This window comes from Streptomyces sp. Tu 2975 (assembly GCF_009832925.1).
Lineage (GTDB): Bacteria > Actinomycetota > Actinomycetes > Streptomycetales > Streptomycetaceae > Streptomyces.
In genome coordinates, this window is the sequence record NZ_CP047140.1 from 3448938 (window position 1) to 3465951 (window position 17014).

Below are 17014 nucleotides of genomic sequence, written 5' to 3' on the forward strand. Positions count from 1 at the left end.
GACAAGTGGTTCCGGGCTTATCAACGATACGGCCGCGGCGTCCGAAGGACACCGCGGCCGTAACTCTCGGGAAACTGCTGAGCAGGTGCTCAGGCCTGGGGGGCCTTGTCCACCTGGAGGGCCTCCATCGCCCGGGCGGTCACATCGGTGACCTTGCCGAGCGCGGAGATGGTGACCACCAGGCCCTGCGACCTGTAGTAGTCGATGATCGGCTCGGTCTGCGTGTGGTAGACCTCGAGCCGCTTGCGGACCGTCTCCTCCGAGTCGTCGTCGCGCTGGTACAGCTCGCCGCCGCACTCGTCGCAGACGCCCTCGGCCTTGGCCGGGGAGTACGTCACGTGGAAGACGTGCGCGCTGTTGTTGCGGCACACACGACGTCCGGCGATCCGCTTGACGACCTCGTCCTCGGGGACCTCCAGGTCGAGCACGGCGTCCAGCTGGACGCCCTCGCCCTTGAGCATCTCGTCGAGCGCCTCGGCCTGGCCCACGTTGCGCGGGAAGCCGTCGAGCAGGAAGCCGCCCACGGCGTCCTGCTGGGACATGCGGTCCTTGGCCATCCCGATGGTCACCTCGTCGGGGACCAGGTTGCCGGCGTCCATGTACGCCTTGGCCTGCTTCCCCAGCTCGGTGCCCTGGGAGATGTTGGCGCGGAACAGGTCGCCCGTGGAGATGTGCGGGATCGACAGGTTCTTGGCGAGGAACGCAGCCTGCGTCCCTTTCCCGGCACCGGGCGGTCCGACGAGGACGATTCGCATCAGCGGAGGAACCCTTCGTAATTGCGCTGCTGGAGCTGGCTCTCGATCTGCTTCACGGTCTCCAGACCCACACCCACGATGATGAGGATGCTCGTCCCGCCGAACGGGAAGTTCTGGTTCGCGCCTCCGAAGCCTGCCAACGCCATCGTCGGGACAAGAGCAATCAGACCCAGGTACAGCGAGCCCGGCCAAGTGATCCTGTTGAGCACGTAGCTCAGATACTCGGCAGTAGGTCGACCAGCCCGGATACCCGGGATGAAGCCACCATACTTCTTCATGTTGTCCGCGACTTCCTCGGGGTTGAACGAGATCGCCACATAGAAGAAGGCGAAGAACACGATCAGAAGGAAGTACGTGATGATGTAGTAGGGGTGATCGCCCTTGACGAAGTGGGCTTCGATCCAGGTTTTCCAGCCCGACTGCGAGTTCGAGAACTGCGCGACGAGCGCCGGGATGTAGAGCAGCGACGAGGCGAAGATGACGGGAATCACACCCGCCTGGTTCACCTTGAGCGGGATGTATGTGGACGTACCGCCGTACGACCTGCGACCGATCATCCGCTTCGCGTACTGCACCGGGATGCGCCGCTGGGCCTGCTCGACGAAGACGACCAGCCCCACCATCACGAAGCCGATCAGGATGACCGTGCCGAACTCGATCCAGCCCTGGGCGAGCTTGCCGCTCTCCTTGATCGCCCAGAGGGCGCCCGGGAAGCCGGCGGCGATCGAGATGAACATCAGGATCGACATGCCGTTGCCGATGCCGCGGTCGGTGATGAGCTCGCCGAGCCACATGACGGCCGCGGTACCGGCGGTCATGGTGACGACCATCACGATGGTGGTGAAGATCGAGCGGTCCGGAACGATCTCGTTCCCGACCGGACAGCTGGCGAAGAGCGCGCCGCTCCGGGCGGTGGCGACGAGGCCGGTGCCCTGCAGCACCGCGAGCGCCACCGTCAGGTAACGCGTGTACTGCGTGATCTTCGCCGTGCCGGACTGACCCTCCTTCTTGAGGGCCTCCAGCCGCGGGATGACCACGGTCAGCAGCTGCAGGATGATGCTCGCCGTGATGTACGGCATGATGCCGAGCGCGAAGATGGTGATCTGCAGCAGCGCTCCGCCGCTGAACATGTTCACCAGCCCGAACAGGCTGTTGTTGCCCTTCGTGGCCGCGTCGACACAGATCTGGACATTCTGATAACTGACACCGGGTACCGGGATGTGTGACCCGAGTCGGTACAGAACGATGATGGCCAGTGTGAAGAGCAGCTTCTTGCGCAGGTCGGGCGTCTTGAACGCCCGGGCGAACGCGGTGAGCACGGTGCCTCCTGCGACCCCCGCGCTACTGCGTCAGAGGTGACGGTCTTGAGGATCGACGAATACGTATCAGGCAAAATCCGCACGGGGCGCCAGTAGGCACACCGGGCTGAAGTTAACAACGCACGACACCTTACCGGCGACCGTGCCCCCCAAGGAACGACCAACCGGGGATGCCCCTTATGAGAGGCATCCCCGGTCGGATGTTCAAGCCATCGAGTCGTCTCAGACGAGCTCGGTGACGGTGCCGCCGGCGGCGGCAATCTTCTCCTTGGCGGAACCGGAGACGGCGTCGACCGTCACCTGCAGCGCCACGGAGATCTCGCCCTGGCCCAGGACCTTGACGAGGCTGTTCTTGCGCACGGCACCCTTGTCGACCAGGTCGGCAACGGTGACCTCGCCACCCTCGGGGTAGAGGGCGGCGAGCTTGTCCAGGTTCACGACCTGGTACTCGGTACGGAACGGGTTCTTGAAGCCCTTGAGCTTCGGAAGACGCATGTGGAGGGGCATCTGCCCACCCTCGAAGCGCTCCGGAACCTGGTAACGGGCCTTGGTGCCCTTGGTACCACGACCGGCCGTCTTACCCTTCGACGCCTCACCACGACCCACACGGGTCTTGGCGGTCTTGGCGCCCGGGGCGGGACGGAGGTTGTGGACCTTCAGCGGGTTCTGCTCCGCCATGTCAGTCGACCTCCTCGACCGTCACGAGGTGGCGGACGGTGTGAACCATTCCGCGGAACTCGGGGCGGTCCTCCTTGACGACCACGTCGTTCAGGCGCTTGAGCCCGAGCGAACGCAGGGTGTCACGGTGGTTCTGCTTGCTGCCGATGTACGACTTCGTCTGCGTGATCTTGAGGCGGGCCATTACGCACCCGCTCCCGCACGCGCACGGAGCAGAGCCGCGGGGGCGACGTCCTCGAGGGGCAGACCACGGCGAGCCGCGATCTCCTCGGGACGCTGCAGGCCCTTGAGGGCCGCCACGGTCGCGTGCACGATGTTGATCGCGTTGTCCGAGCCGAGCGACTTCGACAGGATGTCGTGCACGCCCGCGCACTCGAGCACGGCGCGCACCGGGCCACCGGCGATAACACCGGTACCGGGGGAAGCCGGCTTGAGCAGGACGACGCCGGCAGCCTTCTCACCCTGGATCGGGTGAGGGATGGTGCCCTGGATACGGGGGACCTTGAAGAAGTGCTTCTTGGCCTCCTCAACACCCTTGGCGATGGCGGCCGGCACCTCCTTGGCCTTGCCGTAACCGACGCCTACGGTGCCGTCACCGTCACCCACCACGACGAGCGCGGTGAAGCTGAAGCGACGACCACCCTTGACAACCTTGGCGACGCGGTTGATCGCGACAACGCGCTCAACGTACGCGGTCTTCTCGGCGGCAGCTGCGCCACCGTCGCGACCCTTCCGGTCCCGCCGCTCGCCGCCACCGGCACCGCTTCCGCGGCGCTGGGGTCCAGCCATTGGATTTACCTCTCTCTGTTACGTCCGTTAGTCCCGGAACCGGGGCTCAGAACTTCAGCCCGGCTTCGCGGGCGGCGTCAGCCAGAGCGGCAATGCGCCCGGCGTACCTGTTGCCACCACGGTCGAACACGACGGCCTCGACGCCGGCGGCCTTGGCGCGCTCGGCGACCAGGGAACCGACCTGCTTGGCCTGGGCGCTCTTGTCGCCCTCGCCACCACGGATCGAGGTGTCCAGGGTCGACGCCGAAGCGAGCGTGTGGCCCGCGATGTCGTCGATGACCTGGGCCACGATGTGGCGGTTGGAACGCGTCACGACCAGGCGCGGACGCTCCGGCGTACCGGAGACGTTCTTGCGGACGCGGATGTGGCGGCGCTTGATGGCGGCGCGCTTGTACGCGTCACCCTTGGCAATCTTCACACCGTATGCCATGGCTTACTTACCCGCCTTTCCGACCTTGCGGCGGATGACCTCGCCCGCATACTTCACGCCCTTGGCCTTGTACGGGTCGGGCTTGCGCAGCTTGCGGATGTTCGCGGCGACCTCGCCGACCTTCTGCTTGTCGATGCCCTCGACCGAGAACTTGGTCGGCGACTCGACCTTGAAGGAGATGCCTTCCGGCGCCTCCACCAGGATCGGGTGGCTGTAGCCGAGCTGGAACTCCAGGTTGGAGCCCTTCGCGGCGACGCGGTAACCGACACCGCTGATCTCGAGCGCCTTGGTGTATCCCTGGGTCACACCGGTGATCATGTTCGCCACCAGCGTGCGGGACAGGCCGTGCAGGGCCTTGTTCTGACGCTCGTCGTTGGGACGGGTGACGTTGAGCACGCCCTCCTCGCCCTTAACAATCTCGATCGGCGCAGCGACGGTGTGCGTGAGGGAGCCCTTCGGACCCTTCACCGCGACCGTGCGGCCATCGATGGTGACGTCCACACCGGCGGGAACCTGGATGGGGAGCTTGCCGATTCGCGACATTAGCTTTTCCTCCGTTCCCGACTACCAGACGTAGGCGAGGACTTCCCCACCCACGCCCTTCTTCTGCGCCTGCTGGCCGGTCAGGAGACCGTGGGACGTGGAGATGATCGCCACGCCCAGGCCGCCGAGAACCTTCGGCAGGTTGGTGGACTTCGCGTAAACACGCAGACCCGGCTTGGAGATGCGCTTGATGCCGGCGATCGAACGCTCACGGTTCGGGCCGAACTTCAGCTCGAGGACGAGGTTCTTGCCGACCTCGGCGTCCTCGACCTTCCAGCCGGTGATGAAACCCTCCTGCTGGAGGATCTCGGCGATGTGCGACTTGATCTTGCTGTGCGGCATCACCACGGAGTCGTGGTACGCCGAGTTCGCGTTACGCAGACGCGTCAGCATGTCTGCGATCGGATCAGTCATGGTCATGAATTGGCCTTCGGCCTCTCTCGCCGGGGTTTCCTGTATGCGCCATCCCTCTCCCCACACTGGGGCGGGACGGGTGCGGCGCGGGGACCTACGGCGTAGTAAGTCGTACGGGCGGCAGACGCCCAACCCTCCTAGCCTAAGCCATGGAGAGAAGGGCCCCTGCCAACCCTCTGCTTACCGAGAGACTCCGGTTGTCCCGATTAAGGGGACTACCAGGAGCTCTTGGTCACGCCCGGCAGCTCGCCACGGTGAGCCATCTCACGAAGGCACACGCGGCACAGGCCGAACTTGCGGTACACGGAGTGCGGGCGGCCGCAGCGCTGGCAGCGGGTGTACGCACGCACACCGAACTTGGGCTTACGAGCAGCCTTGGCAATAAGAGCCTTCTTCGCCATCTCGCTTACGCCTCCTTGAACGGGAAGCCGAGGTGACGCAGAAGGGCTCGGCCCTCGTCGTCGTTGGTCGCCGTGGTGACCACGGTGATGTCCATACCCCGGACGCGGTCGATCTTGTCCTGGTCGATCTCGTGGAACATGACCTGCTCCGTGAGACCGAAGGTGTAGTTGCCACGGCCGTCGAACTGCTTGGGGGACAGACCACGGAAGTCGCGGATACGCGGAAGCGCGAGCGACAGGGTGCGGTCCAGGAACTCCCACATGCGGTCGCCACGAAGCGTGACGTGGGCACCGATCGGCTGACCCTCACGCAGCTTGAACTGCGCGATGGACTTACGGGCCTTGGTGACGGCCGGCTTCTGGCCGGTGATCGTGGTGAGGTCGCGAATCGCGCCGTCGATCAGCTTGGAGTCGCGGGCGGCGTCGCCCACACCCATGTTGACCACGATCTTGACGAGGCCCGGGACCTGCATGACGTTCTCGTAGGAGAACTCCTCACGCAGCTTGCCCGCGATCTCCTCGCGGTACTTCGTCTTCAGACGCGGAGTGGTGGTGGTAGCCATCAGATGTCCTCACCCGTCCGCTTGGCAACGCGGATCTTGTTGCCCTCGTCGTCGAAGCGGAAACCGACGCGGGTCACGACCTTCTTGCCGTCCTTCTCCACGACGAGCTGAACATTGCTCACGTGAATGGGGGCCTCGGTCGTGACGATGCCACCGGTCTGCGAACCACGAGCGGTCTGGCCGGCCTTGGTGTGCTTCTTGACCCGGTTGACACCCTCGACCAGGACGCGGTCCTCGCGGGGGAAGGCCTGAATGACCTTGCCCTGCTTGCCCTTGTCCTTACCGGTGATGACCTGAACCAGGTCGCCCTTCTTGATCTTCATGCTTACAGCACCTCCGGCGCGAGCGAGATGATCTTCATGAACTTCTTCTCGCGCAGCTCACGGCCCACCGGGCCGAAGATACGGGTGCCGCGAGGGTCGCCGTCGTTCTTCAGAATGACGGCGGCGTTCTCGTCGAAGCGGATGTACGAGCCGTCCTGACGACGACGCTCCTTAACGGTGCGAACGATGACCGCCTTGACGACGTCACCCTTCTTCACGTTGCCACCGGGGATCGCGTCCTTGACGGTGGCGACGATGACGTCACCGATGCCCGCGTAGCGGCGACCGGAGCCACCGAGAACACGGATGCAAAGGATCTCCTTGGCACCAGTGTTGTCGGCGACGCGCAGTCGCGACTCCTGCTGGATCACGTCTATCTCCTGATTGTCTGCCGGTTCCCGGCGGGGGCTCTCCTCTTACGAGGAAGGGCCCCCACCGAGCCTGGCGGAACGAACTCGAAGGGTTACCCCTTCAAGCAATTACTTGGCCTTCTCGAGGATCTCGACGATGCGCCAGCGCTTGGTCGCCGACAGCGGACGCGTCTCCATGATGAGGACGCGGTCGCCGACGCCGGCAGCGTTCTGCTCGTCGTGCGCCTTGAGCTTGTTGGTACGGCGGATGACCTTGCCGTACAGCGCGTGCTTCACGCGGTCCTCGACGGCGACGACGACGGTCTTGTCCATCTTGTCGCTGACGACGAGACCCTCACGGGTCTTGCGGAAACCGCGGGCGGTCTTGTCTTCAGTCACATTGCTCTCGCTCATCAGGCGCTCTCCACCGTCTCGATGCCCAGCTCGCGCTCACGCATCAGGGTGTAGATCCGGGCGATGTCCTTGCGGACGGCCTTCAGCCGGCCGTGGTTCTCGAGCTGACCGGTCGCCGCCTGGAAGCGGAGGTTGAACAGCTCTTCCTTGGCCTCGCGGAGCTTGGCAACAAGCTCCTCGTTGCCCAGCTCGCGCAGCTCGGACGCCTTGGTACCGGCCGACATCACGCTTCACCTGCCTCGCGCTTGACGATCCGGCACTTCATCGGCAGCTTGTGGGCCGCGCGAGTCAGAGCCTCACGTGCAATCTTTTCGTTCGGGTAGGACAGCTCGAACATGACCCGGCCCGGGTGCACGTTCGCGACCCACCACTCGGGGGAACCCTTACCGGAACCCATGCGGGTCTCGGCGGGCTTCTTGGTCAGCGGGCGGTCCGGGTAGATGTTGATCCAGACCTTGCCGCCACGCTTGATGTGGCGGGTCATCGCGATACGAGCCGCCTCGATCTGGCGGTTGGTCACGTACGCCGGAGTCATGGCCTGGATGCCGTACTCGCCGAACGCAACCGTCGTACCACCCTTGGCCATACCGCGGCGCTTCGGGTGGTGCTGCTTGCGGTGCTTGACCCTACGGGGGATCAGCATTTCGGTCAGGCCTCCGTTCCGGTGCTCTCAGCAGCCGGAGCGGCGGCGGGAGCGTCGGCCTTGGGGGCCTCGGCAGCCGGAGCCTGCTGCGGCTTGCGACCGCGACCGCCACGCTCGCCACCGCGGCCACCACGGGCCGGGCGGTCAGCGCCACCACGGGCCGGGCGGTTGCCGGCGCGGGCAGCAGCGTTCTCGGCGCGGACCTCGGCGATGTTCTTGACGTCGCCCTTGTAGATCCAGACCTTCACGCCGATGCGGCCGAAGGTCGTCTTGGCCTCGAAGAAGCCGTACTCGACGTTCGCGCGCAGCGTGTGCAGCGGCACACGACCCTCGCGGTAGAACTCCGAGCGGGACATCTCGGCGCCGCCGAGACGACCGCCACACTGGATCTTGATGCCCTTGGCGCCGGCCTTCATCGCCGACTGCATGCTCTTACGCATGGCGCGGCGGAAGGAGACGCGGGAGGACAGCTGCTCGGCAACGGCCTGGGCCACCAGCTGAGCGTCGACCTCGGGGTTCTTGACCTCGAGGATGTTCAGCTGGACCTGCTTGCCCGTGAGCTTCTCGAGGTCGCCGCGGATGCGGTCGGCCTCGGCGCCACGGCGGCCGATGACGATGCCGGGACGCGCGGTGTGGATGTCCACCCGCACGCGGTCACGGGTGCGCTCGATCTCGACCTTCGAGATGCCCGCGCGCTCCATGCCGGACGTCATCATCCGACGGATGGCGACGTCTTCCTTGACGTAGTCCTTGTACAGCTTGTCGGCGTACCAGCGGGACTTGAAGTCCGTGGTGATACCGAGCCGGAACCCGTGCGGGTTTACCTTCTGGCCCATTACCGGGTTCCTTCCTTGCTGCTGACGACCACGGTGATGTGGCTGGTCCGCTTACGGATCCGGTAGGCACGGCCCTGAGCACGCGGACGGAACCGCTTCAGGGTCGGACCCTCGTCCACGTACGCCTCGCTGATGACCAGCGAAGAGGCGTCGGTGTGGTCGTAGTTGTGCGCGGCGTTGGCAATGGCGCTGTCCAGCACCTTGCCGACCGGCACGCTCGCGGCCTGCGGGGCGAAACGCAGGACCGCCTGAGCCTCCGTGGCATCCATGCCACGGATGAGGTCCACCACTCGGCGGGCCTTCATGGGCGTGACGCGGATGTACCGCGCCTGGGCCCTGGCTTCCATGGTTGTCCCTTCGGTGTAAGTCATTAGTCGTTCCACCCCGCCGTTAGCGGCGCTTCGACTTCCGGTCGTCCTTGACGTGGCCGCGGAAGGTGCGAGTCGGCGAGAACTCGCCGAGCTTGTGGCCGACCATGGACTCGGTGACGAACACCGGGACATGCGTCTTGCCGTTGTGCACCGCGATCGTGTGGCCCAGCATGGCCGGGACGATCATCGAGCGACGGGACCAGGTCTTGATGACGTTCTTGGTGCCGGCTTCGTTCTGTACGTCCACCTTCTTGATCAGGTGGTCGTCGACGAAGGGCCCCTTCTTGAGACTGCGCGGCATCTAAACCCGCTCCTAGCGCTTCTTGTTCGTCTTGCGGCGGCGGACGATGTACTTGTTGCTCGCCTTCTTGGGAGAACGAGTACGACCCTCCTTCTGACCCCACGGGGAGACCGGGTGGCGACCACCGGAGGTCTTGCCCTCACCACCACCGTGCGGGTGGTCAACCGGGTTCATCGCGACACCGCGGACGGTCGGGCGAACGCCCTTCCAGCGCAGACGGCCGGCCTTGCCCCAGTTGATGTTCGACTGCTCGGCGTTGCCGACCTCGCCGACCGTGGCGCGGCAGCGGATGTCGACCAGGCGAATCTCGCCGGACGGCATACGCAGGTGGGCCATCTGGCCCTCCTTCGCCAGCAGCTGCACGGAGGCACCCGCGGAGCGGGCGAACTTCGCGCCGCCGCCGGGCCGCAGCTCGATGGCGTGGATGGTCGTACCGACCGGGATGTTGCGCAGCGCCAGGTTGTTACCGGGCTTGATGTCGGCGCCGGGGCCGTTCTCGACCCGGTCGCCCTGGCTCAGGCCACGGGGGGCGATGATGTAGCGCTTCTCGCCGTCTGCGTAGTGCAGCAGCGCGATGCGCGCGGTGCGGTTGGGGTCGTACTCGATGTGAGCGACCTTCGCCGGAACGCCGTCCTTGTCGTGACGACGGAAGTCGATCACGCGGTAGGCGCGCTTGTGGCCACCGCCCTGGTGACGGACGGTCACACGACCGGTGTTGTTACGGCCGCCCTTGCTGTGCAGGGGGCGGACCAGCGACTTCTCCGGCGTGGACCGCGTGATCTCGACGAAGTCGGCGACGCTGGAGCCACGACGGCCCGGAGTCGTCGGCTTGTACTTGCGGATACCCATTGTCTCTCAGTCCTCGGAAACTATTCCGAAATCTGGACGATCTCGACCGCCGTCAGGCGGTCGGACCGCCGAAGATGTCGATACGGTCGCCCTCGGCAAGGGTCACGATGGCGCGCTTGGTGTTGGCGCGCTTGCCGAAACCGGTGCGGGTGCGCTTGCGCTTGCCCTGACGGTTGATCGTGTTGACCCCGGTGACCTTGACCGAGAAGACCGCCTCGACGGCCTGCTTGATCTGGGTCTTGTTGGAGCCAGGCGCGACGATGAACGTGTACTTGTTCTCGTCGAGCAGGGCGTAGCTCTTCTCGGACACGACCGGCTTGACGAGAACGTCGCGCGGGTCCGTGAAGGTCTTGCTGGTTACGGTCGCCTCGGACATCAGACGTCGCTCCCTTCGGTCTCAGCGGCCTTGGGGCCAGACACGAAGGACTCGAAAGCGGCCTTGGTGAAGACCACGTCGTCGGAGACGAGCACGTCGTACGTGTTCAGCTGGCCCGGCTCCAGGATGTGCACCTGGGGCAGGTTGCGGGCGGACAGCCACGCGGCCTCGTCGGCGCGGTCGACGACCAGGAGCAGGTTCTTGCGCTCACTGATCTTGCCGAACAGCGTCTTCGCTGCCTTGGTGGAGACCTCGCCCTCGACCACGCCGGAGACGACGTGGATACGGGAGTGACGGGCCCGGTCGGTGAGGGCACCGCGCAGGGCGGCGGCCTTCATCTTCTTCGGGGTCCGCTGCGAGTAGTCACGCGGCACGGGGCCGTGGACGACGCCACCGCCGGCGAACTGAGGCGCACGGGTCGAACCCTGACGGGCGCGGCCGGTGCCCTTCTGGCGGTAAGGCTTCTTGCCACCACCGCGGACCTCGCCACGCGTCTTGACCTTGTGCGTGCCCTGACGGGCAGCGGCCAGCTGCGCGACGACGACCTGGTGGATCAGCGGGATGCTGACCTTGGCGTCGAAGATCTCGGCCGGGAGCTCAACGGTCCCGGACTTGTCGCCCGCGGGCGACAGGATGTCAATGGTGCTCATAGTCCTCAGGCCCCCTTGGCCGCAGTGCGGACCAGGACCAGGCCGCCGTTCGGACCAGGAACTGCGCCCTTGATGAGGAGCAGGCCCTTCTCCGCGTCAACGGCGTGAACGGTCAGGTTCTGGGTGGTGACCCGCTCGTTGCCCATGCGGCCCGCCATGCGGAGGCCCTTGAACACACGGCCCGGGGTGGCGCAGCCACCGATGGAGCCGGGAGAGCGGTGCTTGCGCTGGGTGCCGTGACCGGCGCCGAGGCCCTTGAAGTTGTGACGCTTCATGACACCGGCGAAGCCCTTGCCCTTGCTCTTGCCCGTGACGTCGACCTTGACGCCGGACTCGAACACCTCGGCAGTGATCTCCTGGCCCAGCGTGTACTCGCTGGCGTCAGGGGTGCGGAGCTCCACCAGGTGGCGGCGGGGGGTCACGTCGGCCTTGGCGAAGTGGCCCTTGAGGGGCTTGTTCACCTTGCGAGGGTCGATCTCGCCGAAGGCGATCTGGACCGACTCGTAGCCGTCGATGTCGTTCGTACGGACCTGGGTAACGACACAGGGCCCGGCCTTGACGACGGTCACCGGGACGACACGGTTGTTCTCGTCCCAGACCTGGGTCATGCCGAGCTTCTCGCCCAGGACGCCCTTGATCTGCTTTGCCATCTCTTCCGCGCCTCTCAGAGCTTGATCTCGATGTCAACGCCGGCCGGAAGGTCCAGGCGCATCAACGAGTCAACGGTCTTGGGCGTCGGGTCGAGGATGTCGATCAGGCGCTTGTGCGTGCGCATCTCGAAGTGCTCGCGCGAGTCCTTGTACTTGTGCGGCGACTTGATGACGCAGTACACGTTCTTCTCAGTGGGCAGCGGCACCGGGCCTGCGACCGACGCACCAGTGCGGGTCACCGTCTCGACGATCTTCTTCGCCGAAGAGTCGATGACCTCGTGGTCGTAGGCCTTGAGCCGGATGCGGATCTTCTGTCCCGCCATGGCTACTCAGTAGTCCTTTGTCTAGTGAAACGCTCTGGTACTCGGTGGGTCTTGCTCTCTTCTTCCGACCCACGCGGTCGGGCGTGTCGCACTCCCTCTACGAAGATCTCCCGAAGGATTTCCCAACCAAGGGGGTGCGGCCTGCGACCGCGTATCGGGGGAAGAGCTCCCGCCGAGCGCCTGGCCGGTACCCCGCTGACACTTCCCGGAAGATTCCCGTACGTCCGACCCGAGGGTCGACGAGTACTGTGGGACTCGCTTCCGGTCCTCCCGGCGGGAGGCGCGCAGCATCGGCACTCAACCGAGCAACCCGGACAGTCTGCCACACACTCCCGCGCCCTGGCCAATCGAGCCGAGAACACTACCCCGCGGGGGTTACGTGTCAAACAACGGCGCGCAGAACCCCTGTCCGGACGGCCGCTCGGCGCCCCGTTCACCAGTCGCCCGTCTCCCCCGGAGCAGGGCCGGACCGGGGCGGTCGTACGAGCGATATTCGGTCGAGTCCCGCTCCTTGCCGCTCCTAAGGTGGCCGGACAGTCATTCGACACGGGGGCCGGTTCTGTCATGCGCACGCACTATCCACGCACGGCGCATCTGCCGTGGTCTCCCGGTGCGACCTCGGACGACGTGCGGGTCGCGGATCTCGACGGGTTGCGCGGGCGAGAGGTCGTCGTCACCGAGAAGCTCGACGGGGAGAACACCACCCTCTACCGCGACGGCCTGCACGCCCGGTCGCTGGACTCCGCCCATCATCCGTCCCGGGCGTGGGTGAAGGCGCTGCAGGGACGCGTCGCGCACGGCATCCCGAAGGACTGGCGGGTGTGCGGGGAGAACATGTTCGCCCGGCACTCGATCGCCTACGACGACCTGGAGAGCTACTTCTACGGGTTCTCCGTGTGGGACGCACTCGGCCGGTGCCTGGACTGGGACCGGACCGTCGCGTTCCTGCGCGACCTGGGCGTCCCCGTACCGCGGGTGCTGTGGCGCGGCATGTTCGACGAGCGGGCGCTGCGGTCCCTGAAGCCGGACCTCGGCCGGCAGGAGGGGTTCGTCGTCCGCACCGCCGACGGCTTCATGGCCGAGGAGTTCGGGCATCGGGTCGCCAAGTGGGTGCGGGCCGGGCACGTGCGGACCGATACGCACTGGATGCACGCGGCCGTCGTTCCGAACGGGCTCGGCCCGGGCGCCGCGCTGTGGGACGTACGGTCGGGAGCCGCGCCGGACCCCCGGGCGCTGGGCGTGGGTGACGGTGACGTCGAGGCCGTGGCGCGGCTGGACACCGGCGGCCGTGCGGGGGACGCCCGGCTCGCCGGCGTACTGGCGGCGTTGCTGCACCGGGAGCGGCGGGCCGCGCTCGCGCCCCGCCTGGCCCCGCTGCTCGGCCTGCCGCTCGCGCGGCGCGTCGCCGACCTGGTCGGGCTGCAGGCCGGACTGCACCGGCCGTATCCCGACGAGCAGCGCCGGGCCGGGCTCGTACGGATGTCGTACGCCGCCGACCTCGGTGTGCTGCACGCGGTGGCCGCGGCGACCGCCGGGACGGCGGAGGCTCGGGAGCAGGTGGAGTGGTCCGCACTGCACGCCGCCGACATCGCGCCCCTCGACGGGCTCACGGAAGCGTTCGCCGACCTGGAACAGGACGCGGCGGCCCGCTGCCGGGCCGAGGCCCGCGAGGCGTACGCCGAGGGCCGCATCGCCGGCGCGGCGGAGGCCACTGCCGCGACCTGGCGGTGGCGCTCGGGCGACTTCCCCCGGCTGATCCATCTGGTGGGTCCGTCCGGCAGCGGCAAGAGTTCGTTCGCGCGGAGCCTCGGCGGGGTGGACGCGCGGGTGTCCCTCGACGAACTGCGCCGCGCCCGTGGATCGCGCGCCGACCAGAAGGCAAACGGCGACGTGCTCCGCGAAGGGCTCGACCTGCTGGACGCCGCCCTGGCGCACGGCGGGACCGTGGTGTGGGACGCCACGTCCCTCAATCCCCACCAGCGGTCGCTGGTGCACGCGGTGGCACGCCGCCGTGACGCGCTGACGACCCACGCCGTGCTGCTGGTCGACGAGGACGAGCTTGCGCGGCGCAATTCGGAAAGAGAGCACCCCGTGCCGCCGGAGGTGCTGACCTCGCAGCTGCACCGGTTCGTCCCCCCTACCCGGGCCAGGCGCACCGCACCTGGTACGTCGGGACGAGCGGGACCGTCGAGGAGGAGGCGTAGACCGTGCGTACCAGCGAGGAGATCTACCACCGGGTCCGCTGGGACGCGCGCTTCGACCCCGCCCGCTTCGTGATCGGCGTGCGCCGGCGTGAGGCGGCGCCCAAGCGCATGCCGCTGTCGGCCTTCGTGCCGGGCGGGGACATCCCCTGGCACCGGGTGCTGTTCTTCGAGGCGGACGGCGAGCTGGTGTGGGACCGGGCCACGGGCGTGGACCGGATCGACGACACCGAGGCCGGGCGGGTACGCGAGGCCCGCCGGCTGCGGGCGCCGTTCTTCGAAGCACGGACGCCGTACGCGTGGGACGGGGACGGATGGGTGCCGGCGCACGCCCCCAAGGGCATCGCCGGGAGCCTGCGCGTCCTGACGTGGAACACGCTGTGGGACCGCTACGACTCCGACCGCATCGCCACCGCGGTACGCCGTCCCCTGCTGATCGACGCCCTCCGCGAGGCGGACGCGGACGTCGTCGCGCTCCAGGAGACCGAGCCCGAGCTGCTCGTCATGCTGCTGCGCACGCCGTGGATACGGGACACGTACACGGTGGCGACCGACCCCGGCGGCCGTGACGTCGACGAGTGCGGGCTGCTGCTGCTCAGCAGGCTGCCCGTACGGGAGGCGGGCCACCATGTCCTCGGGCCGCACAAGGCGGTGACGGCGATCGTGGTCGAGACGGGCAGCGGTCCGGTGACCGTGGCCGCGACCCACCTCACCAGTGACCACTCCGAGGACGGAGCCACCCGGCGGGACGCCGAACTGGCCCGGATCGCCGAGGGGTTGGCGGGCGTCGACGGGGACGTCGTGCTCATGGGCGACTTCAACGACGGCACGGACTCGCCGCAGACGACGCTCGGCCTGCGCGACGCCTGGAGCGATGCGCACGGACATGGTGACGCGACCCCGACCTTCGACCCGGCCGCCAATCCACTGGCCGCCGTCTCGTCCCTGAGCGGGCGGGCGTCCCGGCTGGATCGCGTACTGCTCCGGTCGGACGCGCTCCAGGTCGACTCGGCCGTCCTGCGCGGGGACGTCCCGAGCCCGGAGGGCCTGCACATCTCCGACCACTACGGCGTGGAGGTCGCCCTGAGCCCCGCGCGGGAGAAGGGCCGCGTCCTCGACCTGGGGCCCACGGCCCGCACGGCCGTGGCCTGGCTGCCGCCGGCCGGGCTGTGGCGAGCGATCCAGGACGTCCGCCGCGAGCACGACCCGCAGATCCACCGCTGGCCGCCGCACGTCAACCTGCTCTTCGGGTTCGTGCCGGAGTCCGCCTTCGAGGAGGCCGCCCCGCTGCTCGCGGCGGCGGCCGCGGGCGTCGCCCCCTTCGACGTCCGGCTGGAGGGCGTCCACAGCTTCGGGCACCGTGAGGATGCGACCGTGTGGCTCGACCCGGCGGCAGCCGGCGAACAGCCCTGGCAGGAGCTGCGCCGCGCCCTGGAGCAGCGGTTCCCCCGCTGCCGCGGCCGGCGGGAGGGTTTCACCCCGCACCTGAGCCTGGGCCGGACCCGGGATCCGCAGGCGCTGGTGGCCGAGTGCGCGTCCCGGCTCGGCGGCATGACCGCCACGACGGATGAGCTGGTGCTGCTCTCGCGCCGCGCCGGCGAGCCGATGCGGGTACGGGCGACGGTCGCGCTCCGGACGGGCGAGGTGCGGTGGGTACCGGAGGCTCCGGGCGTGGCGGAGGCGCCCGGCCCACCGGAGGAGGAGCGCGTCGCCGACGACGTGCGGGTACGGGTCGAGCGGGCGCTCGCGGGCGGGCGCGTGCACCTCGTCGGTTCGCGGCGCACCGGGTGCGCGCTTCCCGGCGCGGACCTGGACCTGGTCGCGGCCCTGCCGGGCACTCCCGAACCCGCCGGCGTACGCGCCCGGTTGAAGGCTGCGCTGCCCGAAGCGGCGGATGTGCGGGACGTGGTCGGGGCGCGGGTCCCCGGGGTGCGGCTGAGCGTCGGCGGCCTCTCCGTGGACGTGGCCGTCGTCGCCACCGGTGCGCTCGACCCGGCGGAAGCGGTCGGCCGCCGGACCGAGCTGGGCGAGGACGCGGCAGTCGCGCTCAGCGCGGTGAGCGACGCCGAAGCGCTCATCGACGATGTGGCAGGCCGGCGGGAGGCGTTCACGCACCTGGCCCGCCAGGTCAAGGCGTGGGCGAAGGCCCGTGGACTGGACTCCGCCCCGTTCGGCGGGCTGCCGGGCCTCGCCTGGTCGGTGCTGGCGGCGCGTACCGTCCGCGAGGCAGGCGAGCTGCCGCCCGGCGAACTGCTCCGCCACTTCTTCGCGACCTGGGCCGCCTGGGACTGGCGTGAGCCCGTCGGCGGCCCGGCCCGCCCGGATCTGCCGGTCACGGTCATGACCCCGACCGAGCCGGTACGCCCTTGCTCCGACCAGGTCACCGCGGGCATGCGCGACCTGATCACGCAGGAACTGTTCCGGGCCTGGGAGCTCCTGGACGGCGGCTCCCCCGAACCGCTGCTCGCGACTCCCCCGATGCACCGCCGCCACGCGGCCTGGGCGGTCGTCACCGTGGCCCCCGGCGACGAGGGCCGCGTCCGCGGCCGGATGCGGGCGCTGCTGACGATGCTGCCGCAGCCCGGTGTCCACGCATGGCCACGGCCCTTCGCCGACTCCCCCGTGCGCTACGCCGTCGGCCTCGGCCTCACCCCGCCGGACCCGGCCGGGCTGGCGGAGCTCACCGCCCCCTGGCTCAGAGGTCTGACCGGCACGACGGTCGAGCACGCGCCCTGCGGTGAGGTGCCGACTCTCGTGTGACGTGCTCACCTCGCATGACGGACTGCCGCCCCCTGCCGAGGGGCGGCTTTCCCGCGCCGAAGGGCCACCGCCCCG

24 protein-coding genes and 1 pseudogene are annotated in these 17014 nt (G+C 68.1%); 2 read left to right on the forward strand and 23 right to left on the reverse strand.

Annotated features, from left to right (window positions below; genetic code table 11):
- Positions 1 to 89 precede the first annotated feature (89 nt).
- From GLX30_RS15055 to rpsJ, 23 genes are all read right to left on the reverse strand, one after another.
- Entirely contained in the window at positions 90 to 755 is a 666-nt protein-coding gene (locus GLX30_RS15055; protein ID WP_159688567.1) for an adenylate kinase, read from the reverse strand.
- Positions 755 to 2074, reverse strand: coding sequence for a preprotein translocase subunit SecY (gene secY, locus GLX30_RS15060; protein ID WP_159688571.1), 1320 nt, complete (start codon positions 2072 to 2074; stop codon positions 755 to 757). The genes GLX30_RS15055 and secY overlap by 1 nt, the downstream gene beginning before the upstream one ends.
- Before the next feature lie 222 nt (positions 2075 to 2296).
- Complete coding sequence (rplO, locus tag GLX30_RS15065) at positions 2297 to 2752, reverse strand: 50S ribosomal protein L15 (RefSeq protein WP_005313522.1); 456 nt, start codon at positions 2750 to 2752, stop codon at positions 2297 to 2299.
- A gap of 1 nt (position 2753) precedes the next feature.
- A complete protein-coding gene (rpmD, locus tag GLX30_RS15070) occupies positions 2754 to 2936 on the reverse strand; it encodes a 50S ribosomal protein L30 (protein WP_005313525.1) in 183 nt (60 codons plus the stop codon).
- Positions 2936 to 3541 carry a 30S ribosomal protein S5 gene (gene rpsE, locus GLX30_RS15075; RefSeq protein WP_005313527.1) on the reverse strand — a complete coding sequence of 202 codons (606 nt, stop codon included), beginning with the start codon at positions 3539 to 3541 and terminating at the stop codon, positions 2936 to 2938. Before rpsE ends, rpmD begins: the two co-directional genes overlap by 1 nt.
- Positions 3542 to 3587: 46 nt before the next feature.
- Positions 3588 to 3971, reverse strand: coding sequence for a 50S ribosomal protein L18 (rplR, locus tag GLX30_RS15080; RefSeq protein WP_005313533.1), 384 nt, complete (start codon positions 3969 to 3971; stop codon positions 3588 to 3590).
- A 3-nt stretch (positions 3972 to 3974) separates the two neighbouring features.
- Positions 3975 to 4514 carry a 50S ribosomal protein L6 gene (gene rplF, locus GLX30_RS15085; RefSeq protein ID WP_005313535.1) on the reverse strand — a complete coding sequence of 180 codons (540 nt, stop codon included), beginning with the start codon at positions 4512 to 4514 and terminating at the stop codon, positions 3975 to 3977.
- Between the two features lie 21 nt (positions 4515 to 4535).
- Positions 4536 to 4934: a 30S ribosomal protein S8 gene (gene rpsH, locus GLX30_RS15090; protein WP_005313538.1), complete on the reverse strand. Its 399-nt coding sequence runs from the start codon at positions 4932 to 4934 to the stop codon at positions 4536 to 4538.
- A gap of 209 nt (positions 4935 to 5143) precedes the next feature.
- On the reverse strand, positions 5144 to 5329 hold the full coding sequence (locus GLX30_RS15100; RefSeq protein WP_003956452.1) for a type Z 30S ribosomal protein S14: 186 nt from the start codon (positions 5327 to 5329) through the stop codon (positions 5144 to 5146).
- Positions 5330 to 5334: 5 nt separating this feature from the next.
- Entirely contained in the window at positions 5335 to 5892 is a 558-nt protein-coding gene (gene rplE / locus GLX30_RS15105) for a 50S ribosomal protein L5 (RefSeq protein ID WP_018847497.1), read from the reverse strand.
- Positions 5892 to 6215, reverse strand: a complete 324-nt coding sequence (gene rplX / locus GLX30_RS15110) for a 50S ribosomal protein L24 (RefSeq protein WP_159688581.1) — start codon at positions 6213 to 6215, stop codon at positions 5892 to 5894. Before rplX ends, rplE begins: the two co-directional genes overlap by 1 nt.
- A gap of 2 nt (positions 6216 to 6217) precedes the next feature.
- Complete coding sequence (rplN, locus tag GLX30_RS15115) at positions 6218 to 6586, reverse strand: 50S ribosomal protein L14 (RefSeq protein ID WP_003956455.1); 369 nt, start codon at positions 6584 to 6586, stop codon at positions 6218 to 6220.
- Positions 6587 to 6694: 108 nt separating this feature from the next.
- Entirely contained in the window at positions 6695 to 6979 is a 285-nt protein-coding gene (gene rpsQ / locus GLX30_RS15120; protein WP_005313575.1) for a 30S ribosomal protein S17, read from the reverse strand.
- Entirely contained in the window at positions 6979 to 7203 is a 225-nt protein-coding gene (gene rpmC, locus GLX30_RS15125) for a 50S ribosomal protein L29 (RefSeq protein WP_017949657.1), read from the reverse strand. Before rpmC ends, rpsQ begins: the two co-directional genes overlap by 1 nt.
- Positions 7203 to 7622, reverse strand: a complete 420-nt coding sequence (rplP, locus tag GLX30_RS15130) for a 50S ribosomal protein L16 (RefSeq protein ID WP_005313579.1) — start codon at positions 7620 to 7622, stop codon at positions 7203 to 7205. Before rplP ends, rpmC begins: the two co-directional genes overlap by 1 nt.
- Before the next feature lie 5 nt (positions 7623 to 7627).
- Positions 7628 to 8458 carry a 30S ribosomal protein S3 gene (rpsC, locus tag GLX30_RS15135; protein ID WP_005313583.1) on the reverse strand — a complete coding sequence of 277 codons (831 nt, stop codon included), beginning with the start codon at positions 8456 to 8458 and terminating at the stop codon, positions 7628 to 7630.
- The gene (gene rplV / locus GLX30_RS15140; RefSeq protein ID WP_004571827.1) at positions 8458 to 8805 is read right to left on the reverse strand and encodes a 50S ribosomal protein L22; all 348 of its coding nucleotides are present in this window, start codon (positions 8803 to 8805) and stop codon (positions 8458 to 8460) included. The genes rpsC and rplV overlap by 1 nt, the downstream gene beginning before the upstream one ends.
- A 43-nt stretch (positions 8806 to 8848) precedes the next feature.
- Positions 8849 to 9130 (reverse strand): 30S ribosomal protein S19, encoded by a 282-nt coding sequence (gene rpsS, locus GLX30_RS15145; RefSeq protein ID WP_003956461.1) that lies wholly within the window; start codon positions 9128 to 9130, stop codon positions 8849 to 8851.
- A gap of 12 nt (positions 9131 to 9142) precedes the next feature.
- Positions 9143 to 9979 carry a 50S ribosomal protein L2 gene (gene rplB / locus GLX30_RS15150; RefSeq protein WP_005313586.1) on the reverse strand — a complete coding sequence of 279 codons (837 nt, stop codon included), beginning with the start codon at positions 9977 to 9979 and terminating at the stop codon, positions 9143 to 9145.
- A gap of 52 nt (positions 9980 to 10031) precedes the next feature.
- Positions 10032 to 10355: a 50S ribosomal protein L23 gene (gene rplW, locus GLX30_RS15155; RefSeq protein WP_005313587.1), complete on the reverse strand. Its 324-nt coding sequence runs from the start codon at positions 10353 to 10355 to the stop codon at positions 10032 to 10034.
- Complete coding sequence (gene rplD, locus GLX30_RS15160; protein ID WP_037773993.1) at positions 10355 to 11005, reverse strand: 50S ribosomal protein L4; 651 nt, start codon at positions 11003 to 11005, stop codon at positions 10355 to 10357. The genes rplW and rplD overlap by 1 nt, the downstream gene beginning before the upstream one ends.
- A 5-nt stretch (positions 11006 to 11010) precedes the next feature.
- Positions 11011 to 11655, reverse strand: coding sequence for a 50S ribosomal protein L3 (rplC, locus tag GLX30_RS15165; protein ID WP_005313592.1), 645 nt, complete (start codon positions 11653 to 11655; stop codon positions 11011 to 11013).
- Positions 11656 to 11669: 14 nt separating this feature from the next.
- Complete coding sequence (gene rpsJ, locus GLX30_RS15170) at positions 11670 to 11978, reverse strand: 30S ribosomal protein S10 (protein WP_003948644.1); 309 nt, start codon at positions 11976 to 11978, stop codon at positions 11670 to 11672.
- A gap of 564 nt (positions 11979 to 12542) precedes the next feature.
- On the opposite strand from rpsJ, the pseudogene GLX30_RS15175 reads away from it, so the two are divergent.
- Both GLX30_RS15175 and GLX30_RS15180 read left to right on the forward strand, forming a co-directional pair.
- Positions 12543 to 14182, forward strand: a pseudogene (locus GLX30_RS15175) (RNA ligase family protein).
- 3 nt (positions 14183 to 14185) lie between these two features.
- A complete protein-coding gene (locus GLX30_RS15180) occupies positions 14186 to 16939 on the forward strand; it encodes a poly(A) polymerase (protein ID WP_159688584.1) in 2754 nt (917 codons plus the stop codon).
- The last annotated feature ends 75 nt before the right edge of the window (positions 16940 to 17014 follow it).